Raw genomic sequence first — 18,130 nt, forward strand, 5'->3', positions numbered from 1 at the left:
CTCTCCTTTACAAAATGTTCGCTCCAACAGCTTTTTCGACATTGGTATTGATTCTGTTCATTCCAATGTTCAAGCTACCTTGATTAGAAGGTATCAAGATAATAGCTGGTGAAACTTTATCATTATATCTATCTATTGTTTCTTTGATTTTTTCTGCTATTTGTTCAGTAATAAAAATCACTCCGTAGTCTTCTTTTGCTAATCTATCAACTGTTTTTCTAGCATCAGTGCTTTCAATAGATTCAAAAACATCTACTCCCAAAGCTTTGAAGACCAACACAGAATCTCTATCACCTACTACAGCTACTTTTTTACGCATAACTTAACCTCAACTTACTCCTGATATAATCAGGTTTCAATGAGTTAATCTTTCCTACAAAAATAATCCTAAGATTCTTAATTTCAGTTTCTTTTGCAAATAAATATCCAAACAAAACCTCAGGTCCATAAGTAACCTTTTTGATTTCTTTGATTTTTTCCATCAAATAATCATCCATTGCTTTTTCAAAGACAGATAAACTATTTGATTTCTTATACTCACTGATAGCTTCTTTTACATAATAGTAAATTCTAGCTTGTTTGAATAAAGGACTATCTTCGGTAATTTCAGAATGCAATTCACTTTCAAACTTTTCAGATTCAATACTTCCATTAGGAATAATGACTTTTTTCAAAAATTCTAAACTTTTCTTTTGGTTTTGAACTCTAAGTAAAGTTTTAATATTAGTAAAATCTATCAAATCTTCGACGTATTCATTTATCAAATCTGAATCAATTTGTTTTGCAATTTCTGAAGTTTCCACAAAATACTCTCTGTCGGCATAAATATCTACCATTTGAGGATCTTTGTTTTCTTCGTAATCAGCGATTGAATCTTTGATAACTTTATCAAAATGTTCCATTTCAATTTCAGTATTTTCTCTAATTGAATCTCTCATGCTTTTGAATTCAATTCTAGTTATATCACTTAACATTGAAGAAAAATCTTCATCTTTTAGATATTCTTTAATCAACACTTTTAAATTATGATAATCGTATTTTAATGCCATTAAATCGACAGGAAATTGGAAACTACTCATATCATACATGTATTTATAAGTCTTTTTTAACTCATTTTTCAAAGCAACATCGTAATTCTTATAATTATCAAGCTTTGCAAATTCTGATTGATACACTGAATCCGAAAGTAATCTTACAGTTTCTTCTAAATTACTTGCATCTATCAGTCTTTCATAATCATTCTTACTCAACAATTCCTTTTCTTTGACACGAGTTATAGCAGATTGATGTATGAAATCTTCTTTTTTCATATTATCACCTACTTCTTAAAAAGAGTTTTTGCAATTTCTACTTCCAATTCATCTTTCATTGAATCGACCAGTGAAGAAAAATTATTATTGATTAATACATTACCTCTTTTAATACAAAATCCGCTGTCAACAGTTTCATCTGATATTTTTACATTAAAGTTTTCATTCTTCAAACTATCATACTTATCAGATTGTAATACTAACAAATCATCACTATTCAAATCCATTTTGGATAAACTATTTGTTAGGTATTTTTTATAATCTTCAAGTGACATATTCTTTAATTTATCTTTAATTTTTTGTAAAACACTATCGATTACTTCTTGTTTTGCAAAAAGCGCATTATCTCTTGATTTTAAAACAACTTGAGATAAGTGTCTATCGTACACGCCTTTTGCTTCAGATTCTGCTTTGTTTAATATTGTATCTTTTTCTTGATTAGCCTGGTCTATTTTAGTTTCAATGATTTTTTCTTTTTCTTGATTTGCATTATTTAGAATTTGTTCAGATTCTTTTTTTGCATCTTCAAGAATTTCATTAATTATATTATCTAAATTAGACATCTAAATCACCATTAAGCTTGGATTTGGTTCATTAATAAGAATGAAATAGCGAATGCTAAGATGGCATATAACTCAACCATTACGGAATAGATAATTCCTTTTGCTTGTTGAGGTTCATTCTTTGCTAAGATATTGATACCACTTACTGCTACTTTACTTTGAGCAATTGCTGAGAAATATCCAACAACACCTACTGGTATAGCTGCTGCAATGTAAACATATCCTTGTGCTAAGGAAATACTTCCACCTGCAAGTTTGAATAGAATTAAAATACCAATTACGAATCCGTACAAACCTTGTGTACCTGGTAATAATTGAAGTACTAATGACTTACCGAATTTTTCTGGTTCTTCGATAACTACTCCAGCTGCAGCTTCCCCTGCTCTACCTACACCTTTAGCAGATCCCATACCTGAGAATAAAACTGCTATTACTACTGATAATACTCCTAAAACTAATCCACCGTTTTCTAAAAAGAATTTTTCCATAATATCCTCCTATTTGTTTGTTATGTTAAAATATTCTGATTCTGTTATAAGTTTCTTGAATGGCACTCCACCACCTTCGTAGAACTTATTGAACATTTCTACGAAAATCAATCTTGCAGAGTGAACATATGCTGACAAGTAAGACAAGAATGCGTTGAATGCTTGGAATACCACGAATACGATAAGTCCAAATATGAATCCTATAATACTTGATCCAGCCATCATTTTTACAATCATATTAATTGCTACAGCAATATATGCGCCTGATAAGCCCAATGCCATAAGTCTCATATAAGATACGAAATCTCCAATCCAGCCTGATATTCCGTACAACGAATACAATCCTGAGCCAAGCTTACCACCAATGCTTTTCGCATCTCTTCCTGCTGTTAAAACTATTCCCACAGCTGATGCTATGGCAATCCATTTTGCTACTGTCATTGCCACTGCAGGTAATCCTAATAGGTTGCCACTTAATAATATCAATATACTAATAATAATTAAATACCATAGTCCTACATCATAAAATGCATCTAAAGGCTTGTGATCTCTAATCAACATGTAAGCCTTGATTCCCAATGCAAAGAATAAATGTATAAAAGCAAATATTAAGCATAAAACTATTAAAGTCATTGCGTTTTTGCTCGTATCGATGATTGGAGTCATTGGTATAATTCCACCAAAGAACGATCCGTAAATGTATCCCCAAAACATCGAAGCAATCGATATGAACATAAAGAATTTCAAGAATTGCTTTTTCTTTTCATCAAGATTAAAAATCTTGAGAGCTACTAATATTGCTAAAAATACAATCAATCCGTATCCCAAATCACCAATCATCATTCCTGAAAAGAAACAATAGAAAGGCGCCAATAATGGTGTTGGATCAACTTCGTTATATTTTGGCAATGAATACATTCCCGTTATACTTTCAAAAGCTTTTGCAAATCCTCTGTTTTTCAAAATAATCGGTACATTTGGATCATTTTTATCTGCTGGATTCATTTCCAAATAATACTTGTTATTCAATGAGTTTTGTAGTACATTTTCAAAATCTTTTTCTTTGTCAGTAGGAACATATCCTTCGATTATATCAATCTTATCAGTCCTCTTAATTTTGCTTGTAGCTTCTTCTTTTAAGCTGTTGTTTTCAAGATAATCATGATAAATCTTAAATTGTTCAGTCAAATCTGTTTTTGATTTAATTTGATCTTCTATTTCTTTGTATTGCTTTTTATTTGCAATGATTTGATCGTCAATATTTCTGATTTCATCTTTTACAAGTCCATGTGATTTAATATTAATATTGACAAATCCATTGTCTCTTAGGATATCTTGTGCTTTTTCATAATCCTTACAGATAACCAGCAAGTAAACAAAGCCTGAATTACGAGAAATTTCTTCGATATAAATATCTTCAATGTCTTTTGTGTTTAATTTCAACTGATCGATGAATTTATCACTTACAGTTCCTGTAACTACCTTAACCCTTTCAAAATCATCAATCTTTGAAATATCCAAATCCAACTCCTCCCATGGAGTTAATTCAGATTTTTTTTGGTTCAAAGTTTGATTGTTCTGATCAAGTTCAGTTAGTTGTTTATCCAAAGATGAAAGTTCTTTGTAGTGTTCATCAAAGTCAAAATCAAGTGCTTTTTTAGTAAGCTCATCTAGTCTAAATGTTTTCTTACCTTGTTTTAATTCGTCTATTTTATTGTGCTTTTCTGAATACTTTTCAAGCAAATCTATAGCCCATTTTACTTTGGTAAGCTTTTCACTAGTGCTAACAATTTGTTCAGAATTATCTAAATTCCTAACACCTTGATTTTCGTCTTCTACTTTCTTTTCATCAATATGAACATAATTAAACTTTTGAAGATCTTCGAGTAATTTTTCTCTATCATAATCAAATGAATACAAATCAAATTTGCTCATTTTTACAATAGCCATTAACTCACTATCCTTTCAACGATTTTGTCTACAAGTCCTTCAACTGTATCAATGTCGATGTTTTTAATACTTTCGTTATTCATCTTAGCTTTTTGTTCCAAATCTTTTGATTCTTCAATTGCTTTATTCTTTGAAGATTCAAGTTTTTCATTTCGAACTTTTTGCGCTTCGTTGATAATGTCGTTGTATTTTTGTTCAGCTTCTGATTTTGCATCCTCTAAAATGCTTTTTCTTTTTTCATTAGCTTCATCGACAATAAGCTTAGCCTTCTCTTCAGCTTCTTTAATTTTTGATATAGCAGTATCTGACATTGTTTCACCTCCTAATTAGAGATGGTTTTAGAATATGAAAAATACTCTAAAACCATAAGTATATAACTAAAAGCTTTAAAGCTATTTAGTACCAAATAATCTATCTCCTGCATCACCTAAACCTGGCACAATATAGCCGTGTTCATTTAATTTTTCATCAAGACCTGCCACGTATATATCTACATCTGGATGCTTTTCTTGAACCATCTTGATTCCTTCTGGAGCTGCTATGATATTAACCAATTTGATGTTCTTACATCCATGCTCTTTTAAGAAAGTAATCGCTGCCTCTGCAGAACCACCAGTTGCAAGCATTGGATCCACAACGATAATATCTCTTTCTTCAACATCTTTTGGCAATTTACAATAATATTCAACAGGTTTTAATGTTTCAGGATCTCTATACAATCCTATATGTCCAACTTTTGCTGCTGGTAGTACACTCAAAAATCCTTCAACCATTCCCAAACCTGCTCTTAAAATTGGAACTACTCCCAACTTTTTCCCACTAAGAGTTTGACCGGTAGTTGTTCCTATTGGAGTTTCTACTTCGCAATCTTCTAATTTAAAGTCTCTAGTAACTTCATAGCACATTAAAGTTGCTATTTCTGAAACTAACTGTCTAAATTGATTGCTTCCTGTTTTTTTATCACGTAAAATCGTTAATTTGTGTTTAATCAACGGATGATCAAATACAGTTACTTTACTCATAATTCCTCCTATAAAATAAACTTTATACTCTTTATTATAACATACTAAATTAGTTCTATGTTATTGGCACAAGATTTTTTAAGCCTGTTCATTATACTTATACCCATTTTTTGTTCATTTACCCCTTCGCAAATTAATAATTTGTAATTTAATTTATCTAACTCCCTGAGGTAAGAAAAGATATTGTGTGCAAAATTCAAATAATCATTTCTTTTTGAAATTATTTTTACATTTTCGAAGTTTACATTCGTTGCAGTTTCTTCACACAGTATAAATCCAATTTCGTCGGTATTTATTCCCAAGCTATTAACATAACTTTGTATGTTATCCATGTTTCCTTTGATTACTATGAGTTTTGTTTTAGGTGCGTAGTGCTTGTATTTTTGTCCTGGTGATTTTGGAATAGTGTTAGAATCAATTAAAGATTTATCATAAACAACCTCATCCAAATACTCTTCCAAATCTTCTTTTGTGTAAAAACCAGGTCTAAGTATGGTGTACGGTTTCTCCGTCAAATCGACAACAGTGGATTCAATTCCAATGTTACAACTTCCTCCATCCAAAATCATTTCAATCTCACCTTGCATATCACTATAAACATCTTGTGCATTAGTTGGTGATGGCCTTCCCGATTTATTTGCAGATGGAGCTGCTATTGGACAATTTGATTTATCTATCAAAAATCTTGCGATTTCATCCGATGGATTTCTAATTGCAACTGTATTTCCTCCGCAACTTACAACGTCATTAACTTTGTCACTTTTTTTGAAAATTATAGTCAATGGACCTGGCCACAAATTATCCATCAATTTTTTTTGATCTTCAGTGATTTCTGACGATAAATTTCTGACCATTTCATCGTTAGTTACGTGCAAGATTAGTGGATTGTCTCTTTTTCTTCTCTTGACATCGAATATTTTTTTGCAAGCTTCTTCATCTAATCCATTTGCTCCTAATCCGTATACTGTTTCTGTTGGAAATGCAACTACACTTCCATTTTTTATTAAATCTGCAGCTTTTTCAAGTGCATGTATTTTGTTTTGTCCGTCTAATTTTTCAATAATCGTATTCATACTAATATCTTTCTAATATAGTTTTCATCAATTTATTCGAATCATGCACAATATAATCATAGCTAATATCACATATATCAGCTTCTATGATTTCTATGCCTAATTTTTCCATATTTTCACGATCTTCATCTGTAATATAAATCGGCGTAGAGTTTTCAATTGATTTGTATCTGTATTTCGCATATTTGTCTACTTCCTTGGAATTAACGACGATTTTATCGATAATATTTGAATTTGCGTGATCAATAATGGCAACTACATGATCTGTAACGTTGTAACCATTAGTTTCTCCAGGTTGAGTCATAATATTTAATATGTACACAACTTCTGCCTTTGTTTCTTTTAGTGCTTTTGATATATCTGTTACTAAAAGATTGGGAATTATTGATGTGTACAACGAACCTGGTCCTAATATAACAATATCAGCATCCATTATGCTATCTATGGATTCTTTTAATGGCAAAAGCAATTTAGGTGATGTGTATACCCTTTTGATTTTACCTCCGTTTTTTCTATTCAAAAACGTGATGTTCGATTCACCTTCAATAGTAGATCCATCTTCCAATTCAGCAAATAATTTGACATTATCCAAAGTCATTGGCAGTACTTTTCCTGTAATCGCAAGTACGTTACTTATTTCTTTTATTGCCTCGTTGAAATCGCCACATATATCATTCATCGCAGCTATCAATAAATTCCCTAAGCTCTGACCTTTTAATTGACCATTTGAAAATCTATAATTTATTAATTTTTCCATTATAGGTTCAGTATTAGCAAGTGCCACAAGACAGTTTCTAATATCACCAGGAGGTAACATTCCCAAATCTTCCCTGAGAACTCCACTTCCTCCACCATCATCAGCTACAGTTACAATAGTCGTTATGTTTGATGTGAAATTTTTGACGCCTCTTAGCAATATAGAATTGCCTGTTCCTCCGCCTATAGTTACTATTTTTTTACCAAAATTTTTGGTCTCTGTGGGATACATAAACTTTTTCTCCATTTCCCTCAAGCCTTGTTGTCAAAGCTTGTGCTATTGCAACGGACCTGTGCTTTCCGCCGGTGCATCCTATTCCTATAACCAAGTTTGTTTTTCCTTCTTTTGAATATTTAGGAATCAAAAATTCCATCATATCCACCAATTTATCCAAGAATTCATTTGCTTCTTCAAATCCAAATACATACTCTTTTATATCTGTATTTAGTCCAGAAGATTTTTTTAATTCTTCTATATAGTAGGGATTCGGAAGAAATCTGACATCAAATATCAAATCTGCATCCAGCAAAATTCCATGCTTAAATCCAAATGATACTACAGAGATTGCTAGTTTTGTGTCTACATCTTTAAGTGAAAATTCAGATAAAATTTTTCTTCTCAATTCTCCCAGTGTCAAATTAGAAGTGTTGATGATTGAATCTGCTGAATTTCTGACTTCACTTAGAAGTTCTCTTTCATTAGCTATGCCTTCTGAAATATTTCCATTGACTGCCAACGGATGTGGCCTTCTATGTTCTTTGTATCTTCTGATTAGAATTTCATCTGATGCATCCAAATACAAAATTTTAACATCAATACTTTGATTTTTCAAAAGTGTTATGGACTTCATCAAATCAGCGAAGAATTCTCCACCTCTAATATCTACTACGCAAGCTATTTTGTTGATTTTTTTCTTGCTTTTTGTAGTCAAATCGATAAAACTTAATAAAAGAGATGGCGGCATATTATCCAATGTATAATAACCCAAATCTTCAAAAATATCGCTACTGGCACTTTTGCCAGCTCCACTCATTCCTGTAATAATTACAACTTCCATGAAATCTCCTAATCGATGTTTATAATTCTACTAATATCCAACCCTGATTCAATTACTCTTTTGATGCTGTCATTCACATTTGCAATATTTTTTCTATGATGAGCATCACTCCCTAAACTAAATTTAACATTATAATGTGAAGAAATTTTGATTTCTTCTACAGATAAGTGCGGATGATGGTTGTTAATCTCCATAACTGTGTTTGTTTTTTCGCATGTTTGTGCTATTTTTTCGATATCAACATCTATTTTATCTCCTGGATGAGTTATTATAAAAATATCGTTGTTCTCCAATGCTTTTAGCATTGTATTTGTATTCAAATCAATCATTTTTTCCCTGACCGATTGTCCCATCCAGCTCATTCTTTTTAAAATATGATAATTATAAAAAGATTTTTTGTCTACAAATCTAACTCCATCATGAAATCCAAGATTAATAAAATCAAAATACTTTTTCTCTTCTTCTCTAATATCTATCTCTCCGTCGTAGCCAATTACGTTGGCTTCAACTCCCATCAGAATTTCAATATCGTCGTACTTTTCTTTGAGCCTATTAATTTCTTCACGTTGTACAGGAATTAATTTTCTTTTTATTCCGTACATTAAGTGTCCAGGACCGTGATCAGTTATGCTTATAGTCTTTAATTTTTTTGCTCTCGCTTCTTGTACAATTTCTTCGATTGTACTTTTGCCGTGATTGTTACGACTGTAAACTGAATGCACGTGATATTCTCTGGTTAATTTTATTTTATCTTCCACCGATAATTCTCACTTCTGGTTCTAACTTCACATTGAACTTATCAAACACAACTTTTTGCACATGTTCTATAACCGCTACAACGTCAGAGCATTTTGCATCTCCAATATTGACTATGAATCCACAGTGTTTTTCACTAATCATTGCATCATTGTATCTGTATCCTCTAAGCCCTGCTTCATCAATCAATTGTCCGGCAAAATGTCCTTCTGGCCTTTTGAATACAGAGCCACATGAAGGAAGTTCCAATGGTTGCTTTGATGTTCTTCTTTCTGTGTAATCGTGAAAATTATTGAGGATTTCTTGTTGATCACCTTTTTTTAGCAAAAATTCAACTTCCAAAACGACTAATTTTTCATCTTGAACTCTTGAATGTCTGTAGGAAAAATCCATCTCATCACAGTTAAAATATTTTACATTCAAATCTGTATCAATAACCTTAACTCTGTGAACAATATCTTTCATTTCTGTTCCATATGCACCTGCATTCATTGTAATAGCCCCTCCAATGTCTCCAGGTATGCCGCTTACAGCTTCAAAACCAGCGTAAGAGTTATTAATAGCTAATTTACTGACAACGCCCAATAACGCCCCTGATTTTGCAGTTAGAATATCACCTTCAATTTTCATGTCGTTGAAATTATCGTGTAATTTAATTACAACTTCTCTCAAGCCTTCATCGCTAACTAACAGGTTCGATCCATTACCTATAATTCTGTAAGCAAAATCATTTTGTTTTATTAATTGAAGGGCATTTATTATTTGTTCTTCATTTTTAGGAAATATCATAACATCACAACTACCTCCAATTTTGAAAGTAGTGTGATTTTTCATTGGCTCATCGTATAAAATTTCTCCGATATTTTTACCATCAAAAACTTTTTTATAAATGTTCATAAGCTTGCTCCGCACTGTACAACGTTCCAAAAATTATAATTACATCGTCTTTGAAATGTTCAATTGCATAATCCACAGCGTCATTTACGTTTGGTTTTGCGACAACATTATCGCTGTAGGCTTCGATTTGCTTTTTCAAATCTTCTGCTTTTAATGCTCTTGGTGAATCTGGCGTAAATGTCACAAATGCTTTGGCATTTTCATGGATTAGTTTGATTTCATCGTTATAGTCCTTGTCTTTCAATACACCGTAAACAAATACGATTTTCTTATCGCCAAACACAGATTCTATTGATGATTTCAAAGCTTTTACACCATCTGCATTATGTCCGCCATCGTATATTACTGTTGGGTTATGTCTAATCACATCAAATCTTGCAGGAATATATGCGTTTTTGAAACCATTGATGATATCTTCATCAGACAAATCGAGTTCATTTCTTAATACATCAATAGCACTCAATGCTAATTGCGCGTTAAATAATTGATATCTTCCAACCAATCTAGTTTCAATATGCAAATTTTTCCAATCAAACGAATTATGTGTAGCGTTGATTTCAATATTTTTAGCTTCATCAAAATCACAAATGTATAGTTTGTTATCTCTTTCTTCTGCAACTTCTCTGAATACATCCAATACACTTTCTTGTTGATTGTAAACCACACATCTTCCATTTTGTTTCATGATACAAGCTTTTTCATATGCAATTTCTTCCAAAGTATTTCCCAAATATTCTTGGTGATCCAATCCAATTTTTGTAATTACTGATAACAATGTTTCATCTGTAGCATTTGTTGCATCCAATCTTCCGCCCATTCCAACTTCAAGAACCACATATTCGCATTTTTGTTCTGCAAAATAATAAATTGCACACAAAGTTATAAATTCAAATGTAGACACCTTTATATCATTTTCTTCAATAGTGTCCTTGATAATTTCGAAAATTCTCATAAAATCTTCTTCTGAAATTTCTTTGTCGATTTTAATTCTATCGTAAAAATTAATAATGTGAGGTGATGTAAAAAGTCCAGTTTTATAACCATGTTCTTTTAGTGTTTGATATATAAAAGTTGATGTAGAACCCTTACCATTAGTTCCTGCAACGTGGATTATTTTAAAGCTTTTTTCGGGATTACCTAGAATTTTCAAAGTTTTTTGCATTCTATCAAGTCCCAACTTGTATCCATCTCTTCCAATTTTATCCAAATATTCATAAATTAATTCACTATTCATTTTTATCTCCTAAATTTAAATATATATCTAATTATATCATTACTTGCTATAATATAAAAAACTCGAGCATTTAAACTCGAGTTAATTTTTAATTCATCTTTTTTAATTTTTCAGCTTGATCGTAACTTGTCAAATCATCGATCATTTCTTCAATATCTCCATCTAAGAAATTTTGTAATTGGAATATTGTTTTGTTGATTCTGTGATCAGTTATTCTTCCTTGTGGGAAGTTGTAAGTTCTAATTCTTTCAGAACGATCCCCTGTACCAACTTGAGATTTACGAGCATCTGCTCTATCTTTGTTCTTTTCTTCTTCCATCAAATCATATAATCTAGATTTCAAAACTTTCATAGCTTTGTCTTTATTTTTTATTTGAGATTTTTCATCTTGACAAGTCACTACAAGGCCTGTTGGAATGTGCGTTATTCTAACAGCAGAGTCAGTAGTGTTTACACATTGACCACCATTACCACTTGCTCTGAACACGTCAATTCTCAAATCTTTTTGTTCGATCTTAATATCAACATCTTCAGCTTCCGGTAACACAGCAACAGTTGCCGTAGATGTGTGAATTCTTCCTGAACTTTCAGTTTGAGGAACTCTTTGAACTCTGTGGACTCCTGATTCGTATTTTAATCTAGAATAAGCGCCTTTTCCTTTAACCATCATTACAGCTTCTTTAACACCGCCAACACCTTGTTGTTGAATATCCATAACTTCTGTTGTCCAACGTTTTTTATCAGAATACATTTGGTACATTCTCAAAAGTTCACCAGCAAATAAACCTGCTTCATCTCCGCCAGCACCTGCTCTTATTTCAATAAATACGTTCTTTTCATCGTTAGGATCTTTTGGCAACAACAAAATTTTCAATTCTTCTTGATCGTTTTCGATTTGTTCTTCCAATGTTGATATTTCATCTTTCAATAGTTCTTCCATTTCACTATCTCCAGTAGTTCCCAACATCTCTTTATCTTCTTCTAAATTTTTTAAATTATCTTTGTATGCCAAATATTTATTAACAACTGGTTCTAAATCAGCGTGTTCTTTCATTAATTTCGTCCAATTTTCCATGTCAGCGATAACTTCAGGATCTGCGACTTTTACTTCTAAGTCTTTGAATTTATCTACAACACTATCCAAATTTTCAAACATAATTACCTCCTCGCAATTATTACTCTATCAAAACCGTTAAAGTCTTTTATGCAGTAATGATTATCGAATCCATTTTCATCTAAAATTTGAAATATACTCTCTCTTTGATTATATCCTATTTCAAAAGCAAGCATACCATCTTCATTCAAATAATCACTAGCTTGATTTATTATCTTTCTATAAAAATATAGTCCATCATCTCCACCAAAAAGTGCAGAGCGTGGTTCTTTTAAAATCTTTGTTTCAAGTGAATTGAAATCTTTTTTGTCTATATAAGGTGGATTGGAAACTATCAAATCATACTTAGAATTCACATTCTCATACAAATCAGAATAAATAAACTCAACATTGGTAGCATTTAAGCTTTCTGCATTTTTCTTGGAAAGTTCAATAGCCTTTTTGTTTATATCCACACCCAAAACATTTGAATTCAATTCCAAATTCAAAGTAATGGATATTATTCCAGATCCAATCCCGATTTCAAGTATATTGTCAAAATTGCGATTAATCTTGATTATTTCATCTACTAAAATTTCAGTATCAAATCTTGGGATTAAAACATCAGGATCTGTATAAAACTTTCTATTGTAAAAGTACTTAAACCCAAGTATATATTCGATTGGAATATCCTCATCGTAAAGTCTTTTGTATTCTAAAATTATTTTCTCATCATTCTCATTAATCTCATCATTCGAATGAATAATAGAATCAGAAAAACTATATTTGTATAATTTTTCCAAAATCATCAGACAATCAGATTTGTCGAATAAACTGTAAATATCCTTGATTACCATAAATCTTCATCTTCTTTTTCTGGAATAACACTTTTAAGTGCCAATATAGCAACTTCTATCATCTTGTCGTCAGGCTCTCTAACTGTGAAAAATCTTTGAACCCAAAGTCCCGGTTTTACAAGTAAGGCTGTGAGTGTATTATCGTATTTGCCAATTAATCTGTTAATTTCATAAGAAATAGACACAATTACAGGCAATAATACAATGCGATACAACATTCTCATTAAAGGATTAGGCCAGCCAACTAAACCCAAAACCAAAATAGAAATAATCATAACTGTGAATAAAAAGCTAGTGCCACATCTTGGGTGAAGTCTGCTTTGCTCTCTCACATTTTCAACAGTCAAGTCCAGTCCTAGCTCATAGCAATAAATACTCTTGTGTTCAGCACCATGGTATTCAAACACTCTTTTCATATCTTTTGAATGAGACACTACAAAAAGATATGCAAAAAATATTATAATTCTTATCAATCCTTCGATTAAATTGAAACTGAAAGATGAATGATTTAGCTTAACAAATGATGTAAGAAAAGTCGGAATGAAGAAGAAAAACAGTAATGCCAATGCTACTGATGCAATTATAGAAAACACATTTTCTACTTTTCTGGCATTGTTTTTGAAATGCTTATCGAAGAAGTTTTCGCTATCATCTTCGTAAAAACTTGCCGAATACATCAAAGCATCCATTCCTAATTTCATCGAATCAAACAAACTCACAACTCCTCTTATAAAAGGAATCTTCATCAAATTTATTTTATTGTTTTCTAAGTCTTTTACAACCAAATCAATTTCTTGATCAGGCTTTCTAACAGCTATCGAATACTTTGAAGGGCCTCTCATCAAAATTCCTTCAATTAAAGCTTGTCCTCCAATTGTCGTTTTCTTCATGTCAATTTACCTTTTCATTATTCATTATCTATTTTTTAACACAAAAATACCAGCACCAAAAAGGTACTGGCAAAAATGCTAATCCATGTTGTATTTTTTCTTGAATTTTTCTACTCTACCACCATGTTCTACAAATCTTTGACGTCCTGTATAAAATGGGTGACATTGACTACAAACTTCGACGTTTATGTTTTCTTTAGTAGATCCTACTTTAAAAGTATTGCCACAAGAAGCGCAAGTTACTGTAGCTTCGTGGTATTCTGGATGTAAATCTTTTTTCATATTATCACCTCGTTTTTCTCAAAATTATTTTCGACTTACCTATTATAACACATGAGTATGAACTTGTCTACAAAATTTGAATATTTCAGTATAAATTTATTTACAAACTTTGCAAATTATTTATTGATTTTACAAATTCTTGGTTTGATTTTGTGTTTTTAATCATTTTTATAATTTGGTCTGCAATATTTTTGTTTTCTTGTGAATTTAATTGTTTTCTTATTTTATTAATTGCTGATAATTCTTCTTTTGTAAGAAGTAATTCATCTTTCCTCGTTCCGGATTTGTTTAAATCAATTGCAGGGAACACTCTCTGTTCCGACAGGCTCCTATCCAATTTGATTTCCATATTTCCAGTTCCCTTGAATTCTTCGAAAATAACATCATCCATTCTGGATCCTGTTTCAATCAAAGCTGTCGCCAATATAGTCAATGAACCGCCTTCTTCTATATTTCTTGCCGCACCAAAAAATCTTTTAGGACCATTCAATGCTAAAGGATCAAGTCCGCCGGACAAAGTCTTACCTGAATAAGGACTAGTAACATTATATGCACGAGATAATCTAGTAATTGAATCGACCAATATTACGACATCTTTTTTGTGTTCTACAAGCCTCTTGGCCCTCTCTATTACGATTTCAGCAACCCTAATATGATTTTGAGGCATTTCATCAAAAGTAGATGCTACAACATCTGCTCCCAAAACAGAACGCTTCATATCTGTAACTTCTTCCGGTCTTTCATCAATTAACAAAACAATAACATGAATTTCCGGATAATTTTTTCTTATAGAGTTTGCTATGTTTTTTAGTAAAGTCGTCTTACCTGTTTTAGGTGATGCCACAATCAAGCCTCTTTGTCCTTTTCCTACAGGACTTATCAAATCCATAATTCTCATTGAAATATTCTTTGAATCTCTTTCTAAAGTCAATCTTTCTCTTGGATAAATCGGCGTCAAATTCTCAAAATCAGGTCTATTTCTAAGATTTTCAACAGTATCTCCATTTACACGATTCACATAAATCAAAGCATTGAATTTTTCTTTATCCTTTTTCTCACGAGATAATCCCTCTACAAAATCCCCTGTCTTTAGTTTAAATCTTCTAACTTGAACAGGAGGTACGTAAATATCATCATCTCCTGAATCGTATCCTTCCGATCTCAAAAATCCATATCCATTTTCGTGTAAATCCAATATTCCTTCCACTTTCAAAGGATCTTTCAAATCTTTTTCATCATTAGAAGAAGAATCTTCGTAATCTTCCTCAGAGTTATTTCTCTCATTAATATTAACTTGACTAATAATCTCTTTTATCAAATCTTGCTTATTATATTTACTAATACCTGCTACACCTACAGCTTTAGCAATAATCTTTAAATCTTGTAATTTTTTAGATTCTAATACATCTTTTTCCAATAAATTTCCTCCTAAATACCTTGGTACAAGAAATACAATCCAAATAACATCAATACTGCACCAAGAACTATTTCTATAATTTTAGAAACCTTAGTATATGAATCATTTTGAATAATCTCTTCGACTTTACCCATCAACAAAGCAGACATAAATACCAAAAAGCAATTCCCAATACCATAAAATACGAACAAAATAATAGAAAATAAAATATTTCTAGTATTAGCAGCTATAGCCATCAATGAAACTAAAACAGGTGTTGAACATGGAGATGCAAACACCGCTTGAATAACGCCAGCTAGAAAAGCTCCCAAAAGTCCAGTTTTTGTAATTTTGCTAGACTTATTTAAGCTAATAATCTTAATAACATGCCAATTTTGAAACGCCATAAGAATTAAAAGTATTCCAATAACAATATAAAAAACTCTACTAAATTGATTTAAAATTTTTCCTACTAAGGCAGCCGTCAATCCAAAAATTGTAAAAACTAAAATACTACCTAAACTAAAAACCAAAGCCACCTTGAACGATTTTTTCTTATCGTAATTATTCCCCGACAAATACCCAATTATAATTGGAATCATCGGCAATGAGCAGGGAAGAAAACTAGTCAAAATCCCAGCAACCAAAGAAATAATAGGAGCCAAATAAACATAATCCTTGACTAATTTTGACAAAAATTCTAATAAACTATCCATTTATCATATCCGAAATCAATATTTCTAATTCGTTTTCTTTTAACAAACCTTCGTGAATATATCCCTTTTTACCATTTACAGTAACCTCTTGGAAATACTCATCCATCACGCTTTGACCCTTACCAGAAAATTTAAAATTTTCTTTTAAAGGAATAAAAATTTGTGTAGGAGTAACTCTAATACCAGCTTGTGATGCAAAATCATTGTTCACATTAACTTCAACATCCTTAACAACGGCTTTCCCCTTGAACTTATTGAAAGTATTGTCTATATATGGAGCCATTTCCTTACAAGGAGCACATTCAATCCACGTAAAGTTTACAAAAACAGGCTTATCATATGAAAAAAACTTCTCAAACCCAGCATCCTTTCCAGCAAATAAAACATCTTCCTTGTCTACTTCCTTGTAAGCTTCCTTGAAATTATTCAAATCTGATGAACTTTTATTCTCACTACTAGAACTACTATCTTCTTTAACATTTCCTTCAGTCTCAGTTTGCTTAGCACTATTATCATTATTAATTGGCATAACTGGTTTATTCTTTATAAAAAACATAATCAAAACAGCTACCGCAATAAATACAATAACTAAAATAGATTTTGATTTATTACTCTTCATAATCATTTCCTTTCTTTACTTTTAACCTATTAGATATTCAAATTACTATTGATTTACTATTGATTTACTATTGATTTACTATATTATTATATCAAACTTGCGTTCTTATTTACACCTCAATTCATTTTCATAATATAAGATTTTCGCTGTGAGGCTGAGCGAATCTAAGGATTAAATTTTCCCTATGATATTCGTGTGAAATGTTTTCTTCGATTCTGACTACGCGTGTCTTGCAACAGTAATCTAATGAATCCTCAAGACCATTTTCTATGCTCATCCTGCAATTCCCAAAATCCACGAAACCTTTGGCTAAGAATATCGCCATATAAAATTTAATGCTACTTATGAGCGACGCTTAGAACGATGAAATCTTCAGTTCATTTTCATAAAAGAAGATTTCTGAAGTGAGGCTGAGCGAGTGAGAACATTAATTTTTAACTAAGATATTCGTGCGAGATGTTTATTTACTTTCTAACCTACTTGTGTCCTGCAACTGTTGTCTTGCGAAACCTTTTAATCATTTTCTGTCATTGTCCTGCAATCTCCAAATTCACGAAAGCTTCAAGCAAACAATCGAAGCTAAGAATATCATACGGAGAAAATAATCATAAATTCAAGTGCAGTGAACCGTTAAAAAATTGCACTGTTTGAGCGTTAACGAGTTTGCGATTTTAGGTTCACAAGCTTAGAATTTATTTATTTTCGTAGTCTAGATATTCGTGCAAGATGTTTGCTATGGTCTCAACCTATGTGTATCTTGCATCTGTTGTCCAGCGAAATTTATGAATAATTTTCAAAGTTACTCTATCTAAAAGAACGTACAAAAAAAGACCTAGCGGACATTGTCATCACTAGATCTTAATTGTTTGGCGACTAGCTACGTGCCGTCAGTTCCTACGAATCAAAGATTCGTGGCAACTGGTTGCACCAGACCTACGACGAAATCATAGATTTCTGTTAGGTCTTGCTCTCCCATAAGTGGGCTCGTAGGTCTTTTGTTAAAATAAAAAAGATCTAACGGATTAAATCACGTTAGACCTTAATTGTTTGGCGACTACCTACTCTCCCACGACGTTTCCATCGTAGTACCATCGGCGTTAAGAGGCTTAACTTCTGTGTTCGGCATGGGTACAGGTGTATCCCTCTTGCTTTTATCACCATACTTATTCA

General features: G+C 31.8%; 20 protein-coding genes and 1 rRNA gene. All 21 read right to left on the reverse strand.

The genetic code is table 11. From position 1 onward, the window contains the following. Positions 1 to 7: 7 nt before the first annotated feature. The 21 genes from ABDJ34_RS02405 to rrf all read right to left on the reverse strand — a co-directional run bounded on the left by ABDJ34_RS02405 (position 8) and on the right by rrf (position 18,122). Positions 8 to 319 carry a V-type ATP synthase subunit F gene (locus tag ABDJ34_RS02405; protein ID WP_002836812.1) on the reverse strand — a complete coding sequence of 104 codons (312 nt, stop codon included), beginning with the start codon at positions 317 to 319 and terminating at the stop codon, positions 8 to 10. Next, positions 312 to 1,310, reverse strand: a complete 999-nt coding sequence (locus tag ABDJ34_RS02410; protein WP_094224888.1) for a V-type ATP synthase subunit C — start codon at positions 1,308 to 1,310, stop codon at positions 312 to 314. Before ABDJ34_RS02410 ends, ABDJ34_RS02405 begins: the two co-directional genes overlap by 8 nt. An 8-nt stretch (positions 1,311 to 1,318) precedes the next feature. After that, a complete protein-coding gene (locus tag ABDJ34_RS02415) occupies positions 1,319 to 1,873 on the reverse strand; it encodes a V-type ATP synthase subunit E (protein ID WP_094205952.1) in 555 nt (184 codons plus the stop codon). A gap of 11 nt (positions 1,874 to 1,884) precedes the next feature. Further along, the gene (locus tag ABDJ34_RS02420; RefSeq protein ID WP_412701240.1) at positions 1,885 to 2,361 is read right to left on the reverse strand and encodes a V-type ATP synthase subunit K; all 477 of its coding nucleotides are present in this window, start codon (positions 2,359 to 2,361) and stop codon (positions 1,885 to 1,887) included. 9 nt (positions 2,362 to 2,370) lie between these two features. Then, positions 2,371 to 4,311 (reverse strand): V-type ATP synthase subunit I, encoded by a 1,941-nt coding sequence (locus ABDJ34_RS02425; protein ID WP_412701241.1) that lies wholly within the window; start codon positions 4,309 to 4,311, stop codon positions 2,371 to 2,373. Next, entirely contained in the window at positions 4,311 to 4,622 is a 312-nt protein-coding gene (locus tag ABDJ34_RS02430; RefSeq protein WP_110058020.1) for a hypothetical protein, read from the reverse strand. The genes ABDJ34_RS02425 and ABDJ34_RS02430 overlap by 1 nt, the downstream gene beginning before the upstream one ends. Before the next feature lie 81 nt (positions 4,623 to 4,703). After that, positions 4,704 to 5,333, reverse strand: a complete 630-nt coding sequence (gene upp, locus ABDJ34_RS02435; protein WP_094207339.1) for a uracil phosphoribosyltransferase — start codon at positions 5,331 to 5,333, stop codon at positions 4,704 to 4,706. A gap of 44 nt (positions 5,334 to 5,377) precedes the next feature. Beyond that, on the reverse strand, positions 5,378 to 6,406 hold the full coding sequence (locus ABDJ34_RS02440; RefSeq protein WP_412701242.1) for an L-threonylcarbamoyladenylate synthase: 1,029 nt from the start codon (positions 6,404 to 6,406) through the stop codon (positions 5,378 to 5,380). Position 6,407: 1 nt separating this feature from the next. Then, a complete protein-coding gene (locus ABDJ34_RS02445; RefSeq protein WP_349171585.1) occupies positions 6,408 to 7,394 on the reverse strand; it encodes a gluconeogenesis factor YvcK family protein in 987 nt (328 codons plus the stop codon). Next, on the reverse strand, positions 7,363 to 8,220 hold the full coding sequence (gene rapZ, locus ABDJ34_RS02450) for an RNase adapter RapZ (protein WP_412701243.1): 858 nt from the start codon (positions 8,218 to 8,220) through the stop codon (positions 7,363 to 7,365). Before rapZ ends, ABDJ34_RS02445 begins: the two co-directional genes overlap by 32 nt. Before the next feature lie 8 nt (positions 8,221 to 8,228). Further along, on the reverse strand, positions 8,229 to 8,978 hold the full coding sequence (locus ABDJ34_RS02455) for a PHP domain-containing protein (RefSeq protein ID WP_412701244.1): 750 nt from the start codon (positions 8,976 to 8,978) through the stop codon (positions 8,229 to 8,231). After that, positions 8,968 to 9,873: a UDP-N-acetylmuramate dehydrogenase gene (gene murB / locus ABDJ34_RS02460; RefSeq protein ID WP_412701245.1), complete on the reverse strand. Its 906-nt coding sequence runs from the start codon at positions 9,871 to 9,873 to the stop codon at positions 8,968 to 8,970. The genes ABDJ34_RS02455 and murB overlap by 11 nt, the downstream gene beginning before the upstream one ends. After that, the gene (locus ABDJ34_RS02465) at positions 9,860 to 11,107 is read right to left on the reverse strand and encodes a bifunctional folylpolyglutamate synthase/dihydrofolate synthase (protein ID WP_094223622.1); all 1,248 of its coding nucleotides are present in this window, start codon (positions 11,105 to 11,107) and stop codon (positions 9,860 to 9,862) included. The genes murB and ABDJ34_RS02465 overlap by 14 nt, the downstream gene beginning before the upstream one ends. Before the next feature lie 88 nt (positions 11,108 to 11,195). Further along, positions 11,196 to 12,263 carry a peptide chain release factor 1 gene (gene prfA / locus ABDJ34_RS02470; protein WP_412701246.1) on the reverse strand — a complete coding sequence of 356 codons (1,068 nt, stop codon included), beginning with the start codon at positions 12,261 to 12,263 and terminating at the stop codon, positions 11,196 to 11,198. 2 nt (positions 12,264 to 12,265) lie between these two features. Further along, positions 12,266 to 13,057 carry a peptide chain release factor N(5)-glutamine methyltransferase gene (gene prmC, locus ABDJ34_RS02475; RefSeq protein WP_412701247.1) on the reverse strand — a complete coding sequence of 264 codons (792 nt, stop codon included), beginning with the start codon at positions 13,055 to 13,057 and terminating at the stop codon, positions 12,266 to 12,268. Further along, positions 13,051 to 13,947 carry a DUF1385 domain-containing protein gene (locus ABDJ34_RS02480; RefSeq protein WP_412701248.1) on the reverse strand — a complete coding sequence of 299 codons (897 nt, stop codon included), beginning with the start codon at positions 13,945 to 13,947 and terminating at the stop codon, positions 13,051 to 13,053. Before ABDJ34_RS02480 ends, prmC begins: the two co-directional genes overlap by 7 nt. A 78-nt stretch (positions 13,948 to 14,025) precedes the next feature. Beyond that, positions 14,026 to 14,229, reverse strand: coding sequence for a 50S ribosomal protein L31 (gene rpmE / locus ABDJ34_RS02485; protein ID WP_002836835.1), 204 nt, complete (start codon positions 14,227 to 14,229; stop codon positions 14,026 to 14,028). A gap of 100 nt (positions 14,230 to 14,329) precedes the next feature. Next, complete coding sequence (rho, locus tag ABDJ34_RS02490) at positions 14,330 to 15,646, reverse strand: transcription termination factor Rho (protein WP_412701249.1); 1,317 nt, start codon at positions 15,644 to 15,646, stop codon at positions 14,330 to 14,332. A gap of 11 nt (positions 15,647 to 15,657) precedes the next feature. Beyond that, positions 15,658 to 16,341: a cytochrome c biogenesis CcdA family protein gene (locus tag ABDJ34_RS02495; RefSeq protein ID WP_094205966.1), complete on the reverse strand. Its 684-nt coding sequence runs from the start codon at positions 16,339 to 16,341 to the stop codon at positions 15,658 to 15,660. Then, positions 16,334 to 16,960: a thioredoxin family protein gene (locus tag ABDJ34_RS02500; RefSeq protein ID WP_412701250.1), complete on the reverse strand. Its 627-nt coding sequence runs from the start codon at positions 16,958 to 16,960 to the stop codon at positions 16,334 to 16,336. Before ABDJ34_RS02500 ends, ABDJ34_RS02495 begins: the two co-directional genes overlap by 8 nt. 1,045 nt (positions 16,961 to 18,005) lie before the next feature. Further along, positions 18,006 to 18,122 (reverse strand): 5S ribosomal RNA (rrf, locus tag ABDJ34_RS02505). Between the last annotated feature and the right edge of the window lie 8 nt (positions 18,123 to 18,130).

The sequence above is a fragment of the Finegoldia dalianensis genome, assembly GCF_046255015.1.
Taxonomy (GTDB): domain Bacteria; phylum Bacillota; class Clostridia; order Tissierellales; family Peptoniphilaceae; genus Finegoldia; species Finegoldia magna.